This window comes from Arthrobacter sp. BF1, from assembly GCF_056680215.1.
Map to the genome: position 1 here is coordinate 2009157 of NZ_CM155271.1, position 18619 is coordinate 2027775.

The 18619-nt window shown below is 68.3% G+C and carries 16 protein-coding genes; 8 read left to right on the top strand and 8 right to left on the bottom strand.

The window, feature by feature from the left end:
* Nucleotides 1-2 precede the first annotated feature (2 nt).
* From AC1MCD_RS09430 to AC1MCD_RS09440, 3 genes are read right to left on the bottom strand one after another with little or no spacing between them, the layout of a single operon-like run.
* Nucleotides 3-1112: an ATP-binding protein gene (locus AC1MCD_RS09430; RefSeq protein WP_498677920.1), complete on the bottom strand. Its 1110-nt coding sequence runs from the start codon at nucleotides 1110-1112 to the stop codon at nucleotides 3-5.
* A complete protein-coding gene (locus AC1MCD_RS09435; protein WP_498677922.1) occupies nucleotides 1109-2560 on the bottom strand; it encodes a DUF5691 domain-containing protein in 1452 nt (483 codons plus the stop codon). Before AC1MCD_RS09435 ends, AC1MCD_RS09430 begins: the two co-directional genes overlap by 4 nt.
* Nucleotides 2557-3855, bottom strand: a complete 1299-nt coding sequence (locus tag AC1MCD_RS09440; protein ID WP_498677924.1) for an SWIM zinc finger family protein — start codon at nucleotides 3853-3855, stop codon at nucleotides 2557-2559. The genes AC1MCD_RS09435 and AC1MCD_RS09440 overlap by 4 nt, the downstream gene beginning before the upstream one ends.
* Before the next feature lie 96 nt (nucleotides 3856-3951).
* On the opposite strand from AC1MCD_RS09440, the gene AC1MCD_RS09445 reads away from it, so the two are divergent.
* Complete coding sequence (locus AC1MCD_RS09445) at nucleotides 3952-4890, top strand: 5'-3' exonuclease (RefSeq protein ID WP_498677926.1); 939 nt, start codon at nucleotides 3952-3954, stop codon at nucleotides 4888-4890.
* Between the two features lie 36 nt (nucleotides 4891-4926).
* Here AC1MCD_RS09445 and AC1MCD_RS09450 read toward each other — a convergent pair whose 3' ends face one another.
* Both AC1MCD_RS09450 and AC1MCD_RS09455 read right to left on the bottom strand, forming a co-directional pair.
* Nucleotides 4927-5211 carry a DUF1540 domain-containing protein gene (locus AC1MCD_RS09450; RefSeq protein WP_498677927.1) on the bottom strand — a complete coding sequence of 95 codons (285 nt, stop codon included), beginning with the start codon at nucleotides 5209-5211 and terminating at the stop codon, nucleotides 4927-4929.
* A gap of 92 nt (nucleotides 5212-5303) precedes the next feature.
* Nucleotides 5304-5918, bottom strand: a complete 615-nt coding sequence (locus AC1MCD_RS09455) for a hypothetical protein (RefSeq protein ID WP_498677929.1) — start codon at nucleotides 5916-5918, stop codon at nucleotides 5304-5306.
* 148 nt (nucleotides 5919-6066) lie between these two features.
* Between AC1MCD_RS09455 and AC1MCD_RS09460 the strand changes: the two genes are divergently transcribed.
* From AC1MCD_RS09460 to AC1MCD_RS09470, 3 genes are all read left to right on the top strand, one after another.
* Nucleotides 6067-8223: an elongation factor G-like protein EF-G2 gene (locus tag AC1MCD_RS09460; RefSeq protein WP_498677930.1), complete on the top strand. Its 2157-nt coding sequence runs from the start codon at nucleotides 6067-6069 to the stop codon at nucleotides 8221-8223.
* A gap of 12 nt (nucleotides 8224-8235) precedes the next feature.
* Complete coding sequence (locus AC1MCD_RS09465) at nucleotides 8236-9492, top strand: MFS transporter (protein WP_498677931.1); 1257 nt, start codon at nucleotides 8236-8238, stop codon at nucleotides 9490-9492.
* 101 nt (nucleotides 9493-9593) lie between these two features.
* Nucleotides 9594-11450 carry a gamma-glutamyltransferase family protein gene (locus AC1MCD_RS09470; RefSeq protein WP_498677934.1) on the top strand — a complete coding sequence of 619 codons (1857 nt, stop codon included), beginning with the start codon at nucleotides 9594-9596 and terminating at the stop codon, nucleotides 11448-11450.
* Nucleotides 11451-11469: 19 nt separating this feature from the next.
* Here AC1MCD_RS09470 and AC1MCD_RS09475 read toward each other — a convergent pair whose 3' ends face one another.
* On the bottom strand, nucleotides 11470-11730 hold the full coding sequence (locus AC1MCD_RS09475) for a hypothetical protein (protein WP_498677937.1): 261 nt from the start codon (nucleotides 11728-11730) through the stop codon (nucleotides 11470-11472).
* A 96-nt stretch (nucleotides 11731-11826) separates the two neighbouring features.
* Here AC1MCD_RS09475 and hrpB point away from each other — a divergent pair, with 96 nt between their 5' ends.
* Nucleotides 11827-14565: an ATP-dependent helicase HrpB gene (hrpB, locus tag AC1MCD_RS09480; RefSeq protein ID WP_498677939.1), complete on the top strand. Its 2739-nt coding sequence runs from the start codon at nucleotides 11827-11829 to the stop codon at nucleotides 14563-14565.
* 290 nt (nucleotides 14566-14855) lie between these two features.
* Complete coding sequence (locus AC1MCD_RS09485; protein WP_498677940.1) at nucleotides 14856-14996, top strand: hypothetical protein; 141 nt, start codon at nucleotides 14856-14858, stop codon at nucleotides 14994-14996.
* Nucleotides 14997-15052: 56 nt separating this feature from the next.
* Here AC1MCD_RS09485 and AC1MCD_RS09490 read toward each other — a convergent pair whose 3' ends face one another.
* A complete protein-coding gene (locus AC1MCD_RS09490) occupies nucleotides 15053-15730 on the bottom strand; it encodes an alpha/beta hydrolase family protein (protein ID WP_498677942.1) in 678 nt (225 codons plus the stop codon).
* 78 nt (nucleotides 15731-15808) lie between these two features.
* On the opposite strand from AC1MCD_RS09490, the gene ligD reads away from it, so the two are divergent.
* Nucleotides 15809-16831, top strand: a complete 1023-nt coding sequence (ligD, locus tag AC1MCD_RS09495) for a non-homologous end-joining DNA ligase (RefSeq protein ID WP_498677944.1) — start codon at nucleotides 15809-15811, stop codon at nucleotides 16829-16831.
* 15 nt (nucleotides 16832-16846) lie between these two features.
* Here the strand turns inward: ligD and AC1MCD_RS09500 are convergent, their stop codons facing one another.
* Nucleotides 16847-17467: an L-threonylcarbamoyladenylate synthase gene (locus AC1MCD_RS09500; protein WP_498677946.1), complete on the bottom strand. Its 621-nt coding sequence runs from the start codon at nucleotides 17465-17467 to the stop codon at nucleotides 16847-16849.
* Nucleotides 17468-17527: 60 nt separating this feature from the next.
* On the opposite strand from AC1MCD_RS09500, the gene AC1MCD_RS09505 reads away from it, so the two are divergent.
* Nucleotides 17528-18589, top strand: a complete 1062-nt coding sequence (locus tag AC1MCD_RS09505; RefSeq protein ID WP_498677947.1) for a hypothetical protein — start codon at nucleotides 17528-17530, stop codon at nucleotides 18587-18589.
* Nucleotides 18590-18619: the final 30 nt, after the last annotated feature.

Genomic DNA, 18619 nt, shown 5'->3' on the forward strand with positions numbered 1-18619 from the left:
GATCAGTTCGAGCTTTCAAGGTCGCGGCAGGCCCGGTAAAGGTCCTTCCACTCCGGCCGGTTCCGGACAACGGTCTCCAGGTACTCCTGCCAGATGACCCGGTCCTGAACCGGGTCCTTCACCACCGCCCCGACCAGGCTGGCCGCCACGTCGTGGGCACGGACGCTGCCGTCGCCGAAGTGGGCTGCCAGTGACAGGCCATTGGTCATTACCGAGATCGCCTCGGCCGTGGACAGTGTGGCGGACGGGGATTTGATGGTGGTGCGCTGGTCCTGTGTGAGGCCGGCTCGCAGTTCCCGCATCACCGCGACCACCCGGCGGATCTCGGACAGAGCGGCCAGGTCCGCCGGAAGGTCCAGGGCCGCGCCGAGGCTCCGCACGCGGGTGGTGACGATCTCCACTTCCTTGTCGAGGCTGTCGGGCAGCGGCAGGACCACGGTGTTGAACCGGCGGCGCAATGCCGAGGACAGGTCGTTGACGCCTTTGTCGCGGTTATTTGCGGTGGCGATGACGTTGAATCCCTTGCGCGCCTGCACTTCAGCATTGAGCTCAGGGATCGGCAGTGTCTTCTCGCTCATGATCGTGATCAGGGAATCCTGCACATCCGACGGGATCCGGGTGAGCTCCTCGACCCGGACCAGGCTGCCGGTCTCCATGGCCCGCATCACCGGACCGGCCACCAGCGCCGCCCGTGACGGGCCATCGGCGAGCAAGCGGGCGTAGTTCCAGCCGTACCTCAGCGCCTCCTCCGGTGTGCCGGCGGTGCCCTGCACCACCAAGGTGGACGTGCCGGAGATGGCCGCGGCCAGGTGTTCGCCGAGCCAGGTTTTTGCGGTGCCCGGCACTCCGAGCAGCAGCAGGCCCCGGTCGGTGGCCAGTGACGCCACGGCGATTTCAACCAGCCGGGCCGAGCCTAAATACTTCGGGGTGACCACGGTGCCGTCGGAGAGGGTGCCGCCGAGGATGTACGTGGCTACTGCCCACGGGGAAAGCTGCCAGCTGGGCGGCCGGGGCCTGTCGTCGGCGGCAGCCAGGGCCAGCAGCTCATCGGCGTAAGCGGTTTCCGCATGGGCGCGCAGAATGTCCGGGGCGGTGGTCTGGGCATCGGTCATTGGAAGGCCTCCGTCAGGGATTGTCGGAATGATTGGTATTGCACCACATCCCGGAACACGCGGCGCCGGCTGGCGTCGTCGTCCGAACGTTGCAGCAGGCGGTGGCAGTGCTCTGCCGCGGCGGGCGGCAGCGCCAGCGGCAGGAACCCGGACACCATCTCCGCCAGGTAGCCGCCGTCCTTGGCCGCGAGCAGTTCCAGAACGGCGTTGCCCAGTGGCAGTCCCCACGGCCTCACCATGTCACGCAGCAGCGCGGCCAGGGCCATGGGCTGCAGCGTGCCGCCGTTGATGTGGCGCAGAAGTGCGGGCTCCTGTTCGGCGGCCGGCAAACAGCCCAGCAGGCGTGCATCGGCACGAAGATCGAGCAGGGCGCGCGCCCATTCCGGGTCGGAGCGCAGGGCCGCGGCCGTGAAGATGGCTTCGACCACGCGGGGTTCACGGTCAAGCATTGCCAATGTCGCCGCCGGGTTCCGCCCGCTGATGGCCGTCCATACGTCCAGCGGGGCGCCCCTGACGATGACGTCCAGCCGTGCCAGCCGGTCGGGTTCGCCGGTGCGGGGTGTAGGGGCGATCCCGTCGCGGACGGCTGCGGGGTCCGGATCCGGCGGCAGGTCGATGTCGAACTGCTTGCGCAGCAGCCCTTTGACGCGGAGCAAGGGCGCAAGCCGGGCGGCCATCCGCTGCGCCCGGGCGCTGGTTGGGAGCCGGTCAAGCAGCGCGGCGGCGGCGTCCCGGACAATCTTGGCCTTCTCGTCCAGTGCCGGTTCCAGCAGGTCCTCGTCATCCGGGCTGAGGTTAGTGGCAAGAAGACCCAGACGCGCGGCGCGTTCCCGGGCGCTGAGTCCATCCCACTCTTCGCGCAGCCGGTCCCGCGCAGCACCCGGGTCGCTGCGCCGGAGCCGTTCACGTTCCGCTGCAGCGTCGGCTGCTTTCGGCGCTGCCCCGGTGGTTGCGGTTCCGGAAACCGAGCCGGGGGCCGTGGACCCGATGTCCAGGAGCCAGCGGCCCCGGACGCCGGCGGCCGGAAACAGCTGCGCTGCCACCGCCGGCCGTGCCTCGGCCAGGGCAAGCACTGCGGGGAGCGAACGGTGCGGAACGCAGAGCCCGGCATGGGCCGCGAACTGCAGCCAGTCAATGACAAGCCGCGTCCGCAGCTCCTGGCCAACGGGCGGCTGGCTCAGCAGCAGGTCCAGGAGGCGTGCTGCTTCACCCGTGGCCTGTGGTGCATCATCCGCCGGCGCCGGATCAGCAATCCTGCCGGCTTCCGCCGTGCCCGGGCGGCGGGCCGCGCGGGTGATGACATCGGCCAAGGCTGCCTGGTCAAGCAACAGCTCCTCGGGTGCCACGTCGTCCGGAGGGCGGAACCCCAGCCCGGGCATCGGCGCCGGCACGGGATGCCGTCCCGTGCCGATGAGTGCTGCACTGCGAAGATCCGCCACCCAGGTCATGGCGTCAGCACCGTTCCGTTGACGACGACGGACAGGGGCCGGACGCGCCCGTCCTCCAGTTCGCCGAACACCTCGACCGGATGGCCGCCGGTGAGTGCCAGCAGGGAATCCAGGGGCGCATCAAGCAGGGGGAGGGAGTGGCCGGCACTGTCCTGCAGGGATCCCGGTGTGCCCGGGCAGACGCGGACGCCGGCGAACAATGATGGGTGGCGCTCACGCCATGGGGAAAGCGCGACGGCGGCCGCTTCCGTTTCCAGCACGTCCGCGATGCTGCAGCCCTCACCTAAGGTGTTGGCCAGTCCGCGCGGGGTGATCGAACGGGTGAACATCGCCCGCCGCGGTGCGGTGCCGGGATAGCGGGCCAGTGCCACGTCCAGCACGGCGCCGGCCAGCTGCGGTGTGGCGAGCGCTTCGCCCTGCGCCGCAAAGTCAAGCACCACCACCACGGTGCCATCAGGGCCGCGAAGCCACGTGCGCTGCTGCTGAAGCCGTCCGTCGTCACCACGATGGGCGCCGAGCACCAGCCACGGTCCGGGAATGGCTTCCGTGGCCTGGACGTCGGCGGACGGCGTCGGCCAGCCCAGGGCCACCCGCAGGTCCGCCAGCTCTTCGGTGGTCAGCTCTTCCCGTTTGCCCCAGGCTTTGCTGATCGCCCACCACCGGCCGGTACGAAAGAGCAAGTGGTCGGCCCAGTCGGCGCGGGCGTGGACGTCCGATCCCATGGACCGCACCTGTTCCGCCAGGCCCGGCAGTTGGGCGTCAACCAGGCGCCCCGCTACTCCGTCCCACCAGGAATATGGCTGGTTATGGGCGGCGGCCAGGCCGGTCCGCACCAAATCGGTGAGCCAGCGGGCGAAGTCGGCCATCCCGGCGTCCATCACTGAGAGCCTGTCCGCCAGCCGTTTGGCCTGTGCGGCCGGATCCGCCGGCTGTTCTGCCTGACGCCGCTCCTTGGTGGCGGCCCGATCAGCCCGCTGGCTTGCCCACTCCGCGGCGAAGGCGGCAGTCTCCGCACCGCCGTCGGCCATTTCTTCCCGTGCCCACATCAGGAGCAGGGCCAGGGCGTGCTTGCACGGGAACTTGCGGCTGGGGCATGAACACCGGTACGCCGGGGCGGCAACGTCCACGCTCACCTGATACGGAGTCTTGCCACTGCCCTGGCACTTGCCCCAGACCAGGGCATCGTTGCTGCCGGTCTCGGACCAAGGGCCTGGCCGTGCCAGCTTTCGGGCGGCCGCAAACGAAGAGGGGTCGGGCGCGGCGCTGATCACTTGCTCCTCGCTCCATCGCCCCATGAAGCACATTCTGCCCGATGCCGCCAACTCCGCAAACAAGCGCGGCGGTGTGGCGGGCCTCTGTCTCAGGGAACCGCGTCCGTGTCAGGATCAGGTATGTCCGAACGCCTGATGCTGCTTGACACCGCGTCCCTGTACTTCCGCGCCTTCTACGGCCTGCCCGACACGATCCGCCGCCCTGACGGCACGCCGGTCAACGCGGTCCGCGGCCTCCTGGACATGATCGCGCGGCTCACCACCGATTACCGGGCAACGCATCTGGTGGCGTGCTGGGACGATGACTGGCGTCCGCAGTGGCGCGTGGACCTCATCCCGACCTACAAGTCCCACAGGGTCGCAGAGGTGGTGGCCAACGCCCCTGACCTTGAAGTGGTCCCGGACGCGCTCGAGGCACAGCTTCCCATGATCCGCCGGGTCCTGGAGCTCGCCGGCATCGCGGTGGTCGGGGCCGCGGACCACGAGGCCGACGACGTTGTGGGTACCTACGCCAGCGGGGCTGACCTTCCCGTCGACGTGGTGACGGGCGACCGCGATCTCTTCCAGCTCGTCGACGACGACCGCCAGGTGCGGGTCATCTACACCGCGCGCGGCATGCGGAACCTCGAAGTCCTGACCGACGCCGTTGTGGTCGGCAAATACCGGGTGCTGCCCAAACAGTATGCCGACTATGCGACCCTCCGCGGGGACGCCTCGGACGGGCTGCCGGGTGTTGCCGGCATAGGGGAGAAGACGGCAGCGGCCCTGCTTGGCGAATACGGCACGCTGGACGTGCTGCTTGCGGCGGCGGCGGACCCGGGAAGCGGGCTGTCCGCCTCCGTGCGGTCCAAGCTTGGCAAAGCGAGCGACTACCTCAAAGTCGCGCCGACTGTGGTGAACGTGGTGCGTGATCTTGCGCTGCCGTCGCTGGAGCAGGCGGGCGCGCAACTGCAGCCCGTCGTCGGGGAACCGCGGACGGAACTGGAGCGCCTTGCCGGTGAATGGAACCTGGGCGGCTCGATGACCCGGCTCCTCGCCGCCCTCGACCTTCGTCAGTGACGGCGTCTACATGTGCGCGGTCTACATGTGCGCGGTCTACGTGTGCGCGTAGGTGAGGCAATCCGCATTGTCACGGCCGGGGCCCACATGGACTTCCGGTGCCTTGCACATCAGGTGGTCGTTGTGGACGCACTCGCCGCGCTGGCAAGCTCCGACGTCGGCCAGAACCTTCGGCAGGCCGCCGTGTACGCCGGTATCGATGAAAGTGGCGCAGGACGCGTGGTCTTCAGCCCCGCCCACCGTAATCGCGGCGGCGTTGCAGTGGGAGTGGTCGTTGAAAGAACAGTTGGCAACACTGCAGTCTGCGACGTGCGTTGTCATGGAATCCTCCGTGTTCAGGCTGCCCGGACGGGCGGCTCCCTTTGCCCACGGTAACGCTGCGGAACACGATCAAAAAGGCCCAGTCGTGTGACCTAATTAGCTGTGTGCCCATCGGCGGCCGGTTGCTCATCGGCGGCGGGCAGGAACTGGCCGTTCCTGATGCGGGACGGCCCGCAGGCCACGGCGACCGGCGGAATGTTCCACGGCCCGCGTTCCCGCAGCGGCGGCCGGCCAACGGCGACATGGGGCACCCAGTGCGGATACCTGAAGCCGAGGGCCCGTGAGCCGAGGATGAAGTCGTCCACATTGTCCACCAGGAGTCCGTCCAAAAGGGTTCGTAGGCCCTCCACCAGGGAAACCTGGTAGTCGTGCACGTGCTGTGGCACCTGCACTTCGAGTCCGGAAATCCGGCCGCCGCCCAGCACGATCAGCCGGTCCGAGGTTCCGCCGAAGCCTTCCAGTTCAGGCAGGGAATGCAGCCAGCGCACGGTCGCCCGGATCGCATCTCCGGCAGGGGTGATGCCCTTGGTCCAGTCCTCAACGTCCTGGCCGAAGTCGTCGAGGATGCCTACATGCAGCAGGGTCAGGTGCAGTCCCTGCGGCCTGCGGAGCGCCTCGACGAAGTTGCCCAGTGACTCGTAGTCAGCCGGGCCGGAACCGACCGCGATGACGGGAACCTCCACGGTGATGCGGGGCGGCGCTTGCATGCGGACCTCCTCAGGCCGGTGTTCAGTGCCATTATCCTCCGGCGCGGGACCCTCCCCGCGGGGGAACCTATTGCCGTTCGGTGCGCAAAGGTGTCGAATCAAAGGACACGATTCGGCCCGGTGCACGGCAAGACGCCAGGAGGTTCCCATGTCAGTGAAGGGCGCAAAGGACGCAGCACGGACGCCGGGCCGGGGCGGGCCTGAGGCGCGGCGGGGTGACGCGGCCGCAGGCATCGAGGCGGACGGGCCGGCCCAGGTGCGGAACGTGGCACTCATCGGGCATTCGGGCGCCGGGAAAACCATGCTCATCGAGTCGCTGCTGGCCGCCCAGGGCATGATTTCGCGGAAGGGGTCCATCGCCGAGGGCACCACCGTCAGCGACTCGGACTCCTCGGCCGTCCGGCAGCAGCGTTCGGTGGGGCTGGCCGTGGTGCCGCTGCTGATCAACGGCATCAAAGTGAATGTGCTGGACACTCCCGGCTACCCGGACTTCATCGGCGAGCTGCGGGCAGGCCTGCGCGCTGCGGATGCGGCCCTGTTTGTGGTCTCAGCCGTGGACGGTATTGATGCCACCACCACAGGGCTGTGGGGCGAATGCGAACGGGTGGGGATGCCGCGTGCTGTAACCATCACCAGGGTTGACCACCCCCGGGCGGATTACGACGGCGTCCTAGCCGCCTGCCAGCAGGCGTTCGGCGATGCGGTGGTGCCGCTGTACGTACCGGTCCGGACCGGCGGCGAGATAACGGGCCTGCTCGGACTGCTGCAGGGGACCGTGTCCGAGTACTCCGAAGGAGAGCCCGGCGGGAAGGCGCGGGACGCCGTCGCCGGCGAGCTCGCCGGCTCCGAGGCGGCACGGGGCCAGCTCATCGAAGGGATCATCGCCGAAAGCGAGGACGAGACCCTGATGGACCGCTACCTCGGTGGCGAGGACATCGATACTGACGTTCTGGTCACGGACCTGGAAACCGCCGTCGCCCGCGGTTCGTTTTTCCCCGTGCTGCCCACCTCGGCGGTGACCGGGCTGGGGGCTTCCGAGCTGATGGAAGTCCTGGCGAGGGCCTTCCCCTCACCCCTGGAGCGGGAGCTGCCGGAGGTGACTGACTTGGCCGGCGCTCCGGCGGGAGGCCTTTCCTGTGATCCCGGCGGGCCACTGGCCGCGGAGGTTGTCCGCACCACGGTGGATCCCTTCCTAGGCCGCGTTTGCCTGGTCCGGGTTTTTTCGGGCACGCTGCGGGAGGACACCCCGGTTCATGTGGCCGGCCACGGACTGGCGGACCGAGGCCACCAGGATCATGACACCGACGAGCGCGTCACCCACCTGTATTCACCGCTGGGTGCCAATCTCCGGCCGGTGGCACAATGCGTTGCCGGCGATATTTGTGCCGTGGCCAAGCTGGGAAGTGCCGAGACCGGCGACACCATCTCAACCAGGGACCAGCCCGTGCTGCTGTCCACGTGGGAGATGCCGGAGCCGCTCATGCCGGTGGCCATCGAGGCTGACTCGCGGAGTGACGAGGATGCCCTCTCCCGGAGCCTGGCCAAGGTCGCCGCGGGTGATCCGACGCTGCGGGTGGAACGGAATGCGGAAACGCACCAGCTGATCCTTTGGTGCATGGGCGAGGCGCATGCCGACGTGGTGCTGGACAGGCTGCGGGACCAGGGCGTGAAACTTCATACCCAGGACGTGGTGACGCCCCTGCGGGAAACTTTCGCCGCCCCGGCAGCGGGCCACGGCCGGCACGTCAAACAGTCCGGCGGCCACGGGCAATATGCGGTCTGCGATATCAACGTGGAACCGCTTGCCCGGGGCGGCGGGTTTGAATTTGTGGACAAGACGGTGGGCGGGGTGATCCCCGGAACGTATATCTCCTCCGTGGAGAAGGGCGTGCGGGCCCAGATGCAGAAGGGGCTGGCCGCCGGTTTCCCCGTGGTGGACCTGCGCGTGACCCTGCTGGGCGGCAAGGCCCACAGCGTTGACTCGTCCGATGCCGCCTTCCAGGCTGCCGGTGCCCTGGCGCTGCGGGAGGCGGCAGCCGCGGGGCGCATCCAGCTGCTCGAGCCTGTCTCCTCGGTCAGCATCACCGTGTCGGACGAGCATGTGGGTGCGGTCATGAGCGACCTCTCCGGACGCCGCGGCCGCCTCACCGGCACAGCGTCCGCCGAGGGTGAACTGACCGAAATCAGCGCCGACGTGCCGGATCAGGAACTCCTGCGCTACGCCGTCGAGTTGCGGGCGCTGACTGCCGGCACGGGCCGCTTCCGCCGCCGCTACCTCAGGCATGAGCCAGTGCCCAGCAGCTGACCAGGGCAGATCATGAACCCCGCCGCCCGCAAGATCCAGCGCATGTACCTCACCCTGACGTTGGGCAACACCTTGGCGGCCTCGTTCATCTGGGGGATCAATACGCTGTTCCTGCTGGACGCCGGGCTCACCAACCTTGAAGCCTTCACGGCCAACGCGTTCTTCACCGCCGGCATGGTGCTGTTTGAAGTACCCACGGGTGTGGTTGCCGACGGCTGGGGGCGCAGGGCCTCGTTCCTCCTTGGCACGGTGACACTGGCGGCAGCCACGTACCTTTACTATCTCCTGTGGCAGCTCTCCGCTCCGTTTTGGGCGTGGGCGGTGGTGTCGGTGCTGCTGGGCCTGGGCTTTACGTTCTTTTCAGGGGCGGTTGAAGCCTGGCTCGTGGACGCCCTGCATTTCTCGGCTTACGAGGGCGACCTGGAGACCGTCCTGGGGCGGGGACAGATGGTGTCAGGCATCGCCATGCTGGTGGGCTCCGCCGCCGGCGGCGTGATTGCCCAGGTAACCAACCTGGGCGTGCCGTTCCTGATGCGCGTCGGGGTGCTCCTGGCGATGTTCGCCGTGGCGTTTCTGCTGATGCATGATGTTGGGTTCACACCGGAACGCTCCCCGCATCCGCTGCAGGCAACCAGGGCAGTGCTGACCGCATCCATCGACGGCGGGCTCAAGAACCCGCCCGTCCGGTACATCATGCTTGCTGCACCTTTCAGCGCCGGCGTCGGCATTTACGTCTTCTACGCGCTGCAGCCCTTCCTCCTTGAACTCTTCGGGGACCCCCGGGCTTACTCCATTGCGGGCCTCGCGGCAGCCATTGTTGCCGGTGCCCAGGTGGTGGGCGGCTGGCTGGCGCCGACGCTTAGGCGACTGGTCCGCAAGCGGACCAGTGTCCTGGTGGCGACCAGCGCCCTGGGCGGGCTCATCCTGATGGCCTTGGGGTTCACCCGGCTGTTTTGGGTGGCATTGCTGCTGCTGACACTGTGGGCGCTGGTCACCGCAGCGGCCACCCCTGTACGGCAGGCCTACCTCAACGACATGATCTCCTCCAAGCAGAGGGCAACAGTACTGAGCTTCGATTCCCTGATGGGATCCAGCGGCGGAATCGTGGTGCAGCCGCTGATGGGCCGGGCGGCCGACGTGTACGGCTACCCGTTGTCGCTGGCCATGAGCGGCGTGATCGAGCTGTTCGCGGTGCCGTTCCTGCTGGCAAGCCGCCGGCGGCGCTCGCCGGCCGACACCGCTACCGCGGCCACCGAAACATCCCTCTGACGCAGTTGTGGCGCCGCTTTGATTTAGCCTTGAGAGTGGCATTCAGGGGGAGTAATGTGACGCAAACCACACTTCGCAAAAAACTCTGACAAGGGGTCATCATGCCTACTTTGCGACGTCAAGTGGCTGCCGTCACGGCAGTTCTGGCTTTGAGCGTGACGGCTGGCGCCGTTGGCCCCCCGGCCTTCGCGGGCGACGACCGGCAGGCCAGGAAAACTTCGATTGCCACCGGGTACGGCGGAGCTGTGAGCACCGTTGACCTGGACGCGTCCGCAGCCGCCATCGAGGTTCTTCGCCACGGCGGCAACGCAGCGGATGCTGCAGTGGCCGCGGCCGCTACCCTGGGCGTGACCGAGCCGTACAGCGCCGGGATTGGCGGTGGCGGCTACTTTGTTTTCTACGATGCCAAGTCCGGCGAGGTCCAGACCATCGACGGCCGTGAGACGGCCCCGGAGACCATGCCCGCCGACGCATTTATCAATGCCGCCACGCAGAAGCCCTACCCCTTCGCCGAGCTTGTCTCCAGCGGCGTTTCCGTCGGCGTCCCCGGCTCGCTCGCCACGTGGGAAAGGGCCTTGAAGCGGTGGGGCACCCTCAAGCTTGGCGACGCCCTGCAACCTGCCATCGACGTGGCCCAGGACGGCTTCGTCGTCGATGACACGTTCCGCCAGCAGACCCTTGACAACAAGGTCCGGTTCTCGGCATTCACTCCCACGAGCAGCCTTTTCCTGCCCGGCGGCGACGCTCCCGCCGTCGGAAGCATTTTCCGCAACCCCGACCTCGCCGCCACGTACCGCCTCATCGCGAAGAAGGGGACTGACGCCTTCTACGCCGGCCCACTGGCCGAAGAGATGGCGGCCGCGGTGCAGGCTCCGCCGAAGGACCCGGCCTGGGTACCGCCTGCCACCGCTCCGGCGACCAGCATCCCGGCCTTTCCCGGTTACCTGACGACGGCGGATCTCGCCGCCTACACGACGCTGGACCAGGACCCGACGCATGTTGAGTACCGTGGCTACGACGTGTACGGCATGGCGCCTTCCAGCAGCGGCGGCACCACCGTGGGTGAGGCGCTGAACATCCTGGAACCGTTCAACCTGGGCGAAATGTCGACGCCGGCGGCGCTGCATCACTACCTTGAGGCCACCGCGCTGGCCTTTGCGGACCGCGGCAAGTACGTCGGGGATCCGGCGTTTGTTGACGTCCCCGCCGATGCCCTCACCGATCCGCTGTTCGGCAAGGAGCGGTCCTGCAGCATCAACCCCGCAACGGCGGCTACCAAGCCGGTTGCAGCAGGGGACGTGTCAGCCTACGACGGCGTCTGCCCGGTTACGCCCGCGGCTGCTGCCCACGAGACGGACACCGAGAATGTCTCCACCACTAACATGACGGTCGCAGACAAGTGGGGCAACGTGGTGGATTACACCCTCACCATCGAGCAGACCGGCGGTTCCGGCATCGTGGTTCCCGGCCGCGGGTTCCTGCTGAACAACGAGCTGACGGACTTCTCCTACGACTCCACGAACCCGGAAGACCCGAACCGGGTGGAACCCGGCAAACGCCCTCGGTCCTCGATGTCGCCCACCATCATCCTCAAGGATGAAAAGCCGTTCCTCGCACTCGGCTCACCCGGCGGATCCACCATCATCACCACCGTCCTGCAGACGATTCTCAACCGTGTGGACCTGGGCATGACCGTGTCCGAGGCAATCGCGGCTCCGCGCGCCGCGCAGCGGAACACCGTCAATGTCACAGCCGAGCCGGGGTTCATCAGTGCCTATGGAAGCGGTCTCACGCCGTACGGGCACAAGTTGGTGCCGGCCGGCGACGCGTTCAGCTCAGCAGCTGAGATCGGCGCCGCCACGGCCATCGAGTTCGACCGGCACGGACGCATGGAAGCTGCAGCGGAACCTGCCCGTCGTGGCGGAGGTTCGGCGATGGTGGTCACGCCGGCACCTTGAAGCGGGCTGCCAGCCGGCGTTATTGCCCCATCCCGGGGCGGACAGCAACGAACTCGATTCCGGCCTGCACTTTTTTCTTCGGTCCCCGCGAAAAGCCCTTGGCATCAAGCTGGTTCTGCGCCCGGTACACCGCCAAAGCCTCATCGTAGATCGCGTTGAGCCTGCTGCCCTTGAATTCTTCCTGTGAGCCATCGCTGAAGGTGATGGTCACGGGAGTGCTGGCTGGAAAGTGCCTCTTCATGCGGATGAAGCCTTCGGAGTCCTGCTGGAGGTGGATCAAGGGGGTCCCGCTTTCATTTTTCGATGACTTCCAGTCTGACGCATCCGCCTGCGCCTGCAATCACGCCGTTCCTCGGATAGCGGCGACAATGGACGGGTGACTTCATCGAGCAGCCCCGACGCCGCCCCGGCTGACGCCTCTGATCAGGGCACCTTTGACCTCGGAACCATCGGCACGGGCCTGGCTTTCGCAGCCTCGCTTGCGGAGCTGGCTGAGGTGCTGCGCGCGGGCGGGCCGGCAGGGACAGCCGTGGTGCAGGCCCCTCCGGGTACGGGCAAAACCACGCTGGTCCCGCCGCTGCTTGCCAACCTCGCGTCCACCCACGGGCTCGCGTCCACACCCCGGGCCTTGCGTGTGATGGTCACCCAGCCACGGCGCGTCGCCGCCCGCGCGGCCGCCCGTCGCCTGGCCGCCCTGGACGGCACACAGGTGGGGGACCGCGTCGGATACACCGTCCGCGGCGAACGCAAGACCGGGCCCGGCACGCTGGTGGAGTTCGTCACTCCCGGAATCCTGCTGCGCCGGCTCCTGGACGATCCCGGACTGGAGACCACCGGTGCTGTCATCCTTGACGAGGTGCACGAACGCGGCCTCGAGACCGACCTGCTGCTGGGCATGCTCAGCGAGGTCCGCCAGCTCCGCGGGGATTTCACCCTGGTGGCCATGTCCGCCACGCTGGACGCGCCCCGCTTCGCCGCCCTGATCGGAGGGGCTGCACCCCATGGAACAGCAAGGGGAGCAGCGCACGACGGCGGCGGGCCGGCTCCCGTCGTCGACTGCCCGTCAGCCCTGTACCCGCTGGAGGTTCAGTGGGCTCCTGCGGCCGTCCCCCGGCTCGACGGCCGCGGCGTGGCGCGCGGGTTCCTGGACCATGTGGCGGATGTGACGGCGGACGCCCACGCTGCCGGACTATCACGGGATCCCGGCACCGATGCCCTGGTTTTTGTCCCTGGAGCCTGGGAAGTTTCGTACGTTGCGGCCCGCCTCCGCAGCAGGGCTGCCCCGGGGACGGAGGTGCTGGAGCTCCACGGCCAGGTCAGCCCGGCCGAACAGGACCGGGCCGTCTCCGGGCGCCGGCAGGGTGGTCCGGCGCGCATCATTGTCTCCACCGACCTCGCCGAATCCTCCCTGACAGTTCCCGGCGTGCGGCTGGTGATCGATTCCGGCCTGACCCGCGAACCGCGCCGGGACGCCAACCGGGGCATGTCCGGACTGGTGACCGTCTCCTGCTCCCGGGCCTCGGCGGAGCAGCGCGCCGGCCGTGCCGCGCGGCAGGGACCGGGTCGCGTAGTGCGCTGCTACGACCAAAAAAGCTACGGTGCTGCGCCGGCGCACGTGACGCCCGAAATCAACGTCGCCGACCTGACGGGCGCCGCCCTGACCCTGGCCTGCTGGGGATCGCCCGGCGGCCACGGCCTGGCACTGCCGGATGCGCCGCCGGCGGCGTCCATGGCGGACGCCATCGAAGTGCTGAGGGAACTCGGCGCCGTGACCGGCGACGGGCATCCCACCCGCCTGGGCCGGACCTTGGCCAGGATCCCGGCCGATCCGAGGTTGGCCCGCGCGCTCCTTGACGGTGCCGTGGCGGTGGGGCACCACCAAGCGGCTGAAATAGTGGCAGTCGTGGCGGGGGACCAGCGCGCCCCGGGCGCCGATCTCACCGCTCTGCTTGCCACCCTCCGCAGCGGCAGGGAGCCTGCCGCCCGGCGCTGGGCGGAGGACGTCCGGCGGCTGGAAACGATCGCGCGGAACGAAAGCGCCGCCGTCGGCCCTTCCGTTATCACTGTTTCGGTGGCCTCCGCCGAATCCCCGGGCGCCGTCGTCGCGCTGGCGTTCCCTGACCGGGTGGCCCGGCGGGTGCCGGGTGCGGGCCCGGCGCGCTACCTGCTGTCCTCCGGTACACGCGCGGGGCTGCCGGCCGGCAGCCCGCTGTCCGGGTACGAATGGCTGGCCGTGGCGGAGGTTTCGCGCGCCGCCGGACGGGACGCGGCCGGCACCGGTGCGCTGATACGCTCCGCCGCCCCGCTGAGCGCGGATCTCGCGCAGGAGGCCGCCGGGCACTTACTCAGCGACACGGTCGAGGCGACGTTCAGCCACGGCAGGGTCACGGCCCGCCGGGAACGGCGGCTCGGAGCCATCAGCCTGTCGTCCACCCCTGTCCGCCCCTCGCCCGCCGAGGGGCGGGCAGCAGTGGCCCGCGCGCTGTCTGAGGAGGGGCTGGGAACCATCGGATGGTCGACGGCGGCAGACGCGTTGCGCCGCCGTCTCGCCCTCCTGCACCGCGAACTCGGCGCGCCCTGGCGGGACGTTTCCGAGCGGGCGCTGCTCGCGGACCTCGACAGCTGGCTGGGGCCTGAGCTCGAAAAGATGGCCGGCGGCGCTGCCGCCAGCGGCATTGACCTCACCGACCCCCTTCGGCGGTTGCTCCCTTGGCCGGAGGCCGTCCGCCTGGGCGAGTTGGCCCCGGAGTCGCTGAAGGTGCCCAGCGGATCGATGGTACGGATCGAGTACCCGGACGTGTCGGAGAGTGCAGGGCCGGGAGGCGCCGGAGGACCCGGCGCGGACGACACCGGCCGGCCGGTTGTGGCGGTCAAGCTGCAGGAGTGCTTTGGCTGGGCCGAGACCCCGCGGCTGGTGGACGGCAGGGTGCCGGTCCTGTTTCACCTGTTGTCGCCGGCGAGGCGGCCGCTGGCGGTGACGGATGACCTCGCGTCGTTCTGGGCGGGGCCGTATGCGCAGGTGAGGTCGGAGATGCGGGGACGCTATCCGCGGCACCCCTGGCCGGAGGATCCGTGGACAGCGCAGGCAACTGCCAGGACCAAAGCCAGGATGTGACGCCGGCGGCTTTTTTCGTCGTCGCGGCCGCCGGGGCCGAACTGGGGCACTTTGACACGGACCCGCCGCGTATTGAGCTTCTTCGGGGTCGGGTCACGGTCAATGTGCCCCACGACGGTGCTCCTGACAGCCGGGCAGCGTTATGAGAGCCACTCATTGTTGGCCGGGAGTAATGCGTGAGATGTCCGATACCTGGCCGAAACCTTGCGTCGACCCCCTGAAACATCACGCAGTTAGGCTCGTTCCCACTGGGACACCGTGGTCCAGTCACCATACGAAGGGATGCACCAATGTTGCTTTTGAGTAGCCTGAACCTGCTGTTTGATGCTGGACACCGCGAGCGCGTCGGCGGGAGCGGGGAGAACGAATTTCCCACCGGACAGCTGACCTCCACGGCCTGGGAAGGCTGGTGGCACGAGGACGCGGCTTAACCGGCGCAGGGGAAGGCCTGACGCCGAAAGATTCGGGGTGCCTGGTGCCCAGTGGTTCAGTCGCGGGTCCGCATGAAGTCTGCGACCGCCGGCGCCAGGGACGCGCCAATCTCTGCAGCGTCTCGCTTCTTTCCCGCCACGGCAAAGGAATGGTCGCCGCCGTCGATCCACTGCAGCACCGCTGACGGACCGACCCGTGCCACCACACCTTCCAACAGCTCCGGCGTCGCGAACGTGTCGCGGGAACCCTGCAGGAACAGCATCGGCAGCGTGAGGCCATAGAGGTGTTCGTCGCGGAGCTTCTCTGGCTTGCCCGGTGGGTGCAGCGGATACCCGAGGTAGACGAGCCCGGCAGCGGACATTCCCTCCGCGACAGCCATGGAAGCCATCCGGCCGCCGAAAGACTTGCCTGCGGCCCAGACAGGGCCCGTATCACCGTGGGACTGCGCCTGCCGGGCGGCTTCGGCCATGGCCGCGCGCCAAGTGGCGATTGCCGCCGGCGGGCGGTCCGGGAACTTCCGCCCCGCCTCGCGGTAGGGGAAGTTAAAGCGCAAGGTGGCGACGCCGTCGTCGTTCAGTCCGCGGGTGAACCCGCTCATGAAGGGGTGCTCCATGCCCGCGCCAGCCCCGTGTGCCAGGACGAGCGTGCCGACGGGGTGCTCCGGGCGGGCGTAAACCCCGGAGACCTCGAGGTCGCCGGCGCGGATGGTGACAGGGGATTCAACTGCGGGCATAGGTCCATGATGCCGGATCAGCAGCGGCCGCGCGCGCCGGGTGCTGACGCGGCGGGCGGTGCAGGGTAGGTTGTCCCCATGGCGAGCGAACAGACCACCATCACTGTCCCAGGCCCCAACGGCGAGCGCGAGATGCGCATTTCCAGCCCCAGCAGGGTGCTGTGGCCGGAGCTGGGACTGACCAAGCTTGACCTGGCTCGCTACACGGTTGCGGTGGGGGAGGCATTCATTGCTGCCAACGGCGACCGGCCCGTTGCCCTGCAGCGGTACTCGGACAACGTCGAGGGCGAGCAGTTCTTTTCCAAAAACCCGCCCAAGGGAACCCCGGACTTTGTCCGGTCGGTCAAGGTAACTTTTCCCAGCGCACGCTCGCACCCCATGCTGGTCCTGGACGAGCCCGCCGCCGCGGTCTGGGCCGTCCAGATGAACACGGTGGTGTTCCATCCGTGGCCTTCGCGTGCGGAGAACACCGACAACCCGGACCAGCTCCGGATCGACCTTGACCCGCAGCCGGGGACGGACTTCGACGACGCAGTTCCCGCCGCGCTGGCGCTGAAGGAAGTCCTGGCGGAGGCCGGCCTGGAGTGCTTCATCAAGACCTCCGGAAACCGCGGGCTCCACGTCTACGCGCCGATCACGCCGGCGCGCGAATTCCTGGCGGTCCGGCATGCCGTGATCGCCGCGTGCCGTGAGCTGGAGCGGCGCATGCCTGACAAAGTCACCACGGCCTGGTGGAAGGAGGAGCGGGGCGAGAGGGTGTTCCTGGATTTCAACCAGGCCAACCGGGACCGGACCATCGCCGGCGCGTACAGCCCCCGTGCCCTCGCCCACGCACCCGTGTCCTGCCCCATCACTTGGGACGAACTGGAAAGCATCAGCCCGAAGGACTTCACCATCCTCACTGTCCCGGACCGGCTGAAAACAGTGGGCGATCCCTGGGCGGAGATTAACGCCAACCCCGGCACCCTTGACACGCTGCTGGGGTGGTGGGACCGCGATGTGAAGTCCGGGCTCGGTGAGCTGCCTTTCCCGCCCGACTATCCGAAGATGCCGGGCGAGCCGCCCCGGGTGCAGCCGAGCCGGGCCCGCAAACCGGACTAAGTCCGGTGGGGCCGCCTATTCGAAGCGGGACGGATCTCCCGCGCCGCGGCGCACCACCTCGGCCACCCCGCTGGAGAAATCAACCACCGTGGTGGGCTCCGACCCGCAGTCGCCGGCATCAATCACGGCGTCCACCTCATGGTCCAGCCGCTCCTTGATCTCCCACCCCTGCGTCAACGGATCCTCCTCGTCGGGCAGCAGCAGCGTACTGGAGAGAATCGGTTCGCCCAGCTCAGCCAGCAGGGCCTGAACCACCCGGTTGTCCGGGATGCGCACGCCCACGGTCTTCTTCTTGGGGTGCAGCAGCCGGCGCGGAACCTCCTTGGTGGCGGGCAGGATGAACGTGTAGCTGCCGGGGGTGACGGCTTTGATGCTGCGGAAGACGTCGTTGCCGATGTTCACGAACTGGCCCAGTTGGGCGAAATCCTTGCAGACCAGCGTGAAATGGTGCTTCGCATCCAGCTTGCGGATGGCGCGGATCCTGTCCAGCGCGTCCTTGTTGCCCAGCTGCGCGCCCAGCGCGTAGCAGGAGTCCGTGGGGTAGGCGATCAGCCCGCCGTCGAGCAGCATCTTGACCGCCTGCGTGATCGCGCGGGGCTGGGGATCGTGGGGATGAACATCAAAGTATCGGGCCATGCTCCTGAGCCTACGTCCCGGCAGCCGATTGGTGCATCAGATGGGTGCGAGGATGGGCTCATGACGCTTGCTGGGGAATCGCTTCTGGAGGGGCCTCGGGGCCGGCGGCTGTGCCTCGAGTTGGCGATGGGGTTGGACCCGGACATCAGGAGGGCGGTGTTCCAGCTTGGATACGACCTTGATTCGGGCCGCGGAACCTCCCGGGTGCTGCTCACCGCTGTTTCCCCGGACGACGCCGGAGGTCCCCGGTTCAGTCCCTCACCTGAGGAGGTGGCAGCGGAGCTCGCTGCCTTGGATCCCACCGGGCTTGAGGATTCGCTGCTGCAGGAGGCCCTTGAGCGATCGGTTGATTCCGCAAGGTACTGGCAGGAGCCCGACGGCGAGGATGTGCTTGCAGGACTGCCGGTGATCCGTGCGGCCCTGCGTCCTCTGGCTGAGCAGGTCCTTCTCGCACCGGGAGTGCAGTGGTGGGGTGACGCCCGGGGCGTGGACCAGCGGGCCATCGACTGGCGGTCGGCGGAGGACCCGGCCCCGTTGAAGGTTCCGCAGCCAACTCTGGCCGAATGGGTGGCGCGGGTACGCGACGGGGAGGAACGTGCGATGCATGAACTCCCCGCCGATCCGTACGCTCCCGTGTCCGGAGGCTGGTGGTCCGTTCCGCCCGGCCCCCTCCGAACTGTAGGGCGCATTCCGGCCGGTTTAAGCCTCGTGGAGGACTCGCTCGGCTGGGAGGTTGCAACCACGATTCCTGTCCGAGGTGCGGGCCGGACACTGGAGGTCCGAAGCCCGCATGACTGGACATCGCTGTGCAGCGAATTTCCGCTCGACGTCACGGCCTCCCGGCGCCATGACTGGTTCCGTACCACCGGCCGCGATGGGCGATGGGTGATCCCCGACTGGGAACGTGTGGCGGAGGAGTGGGACGCCGTGCATCTGACGGTCCTCGGCTACCTCAGCGGCGCAGGGCGCGCCCTTCCGGTCAGCCCCGGCACGGCGACAGTCATCGCGGGATGGGACCCGGACAGCACCATTTGGCTAACGGAGATGGCCCGCGAGTGGGAGGGCCCGCGGCAGTCATGGCATCGTGCACCCCACGACCGGTCCTGGCGCCACATGGGTTAGCCCCTCTGACGCGAAAAGCACCCTGTAAAC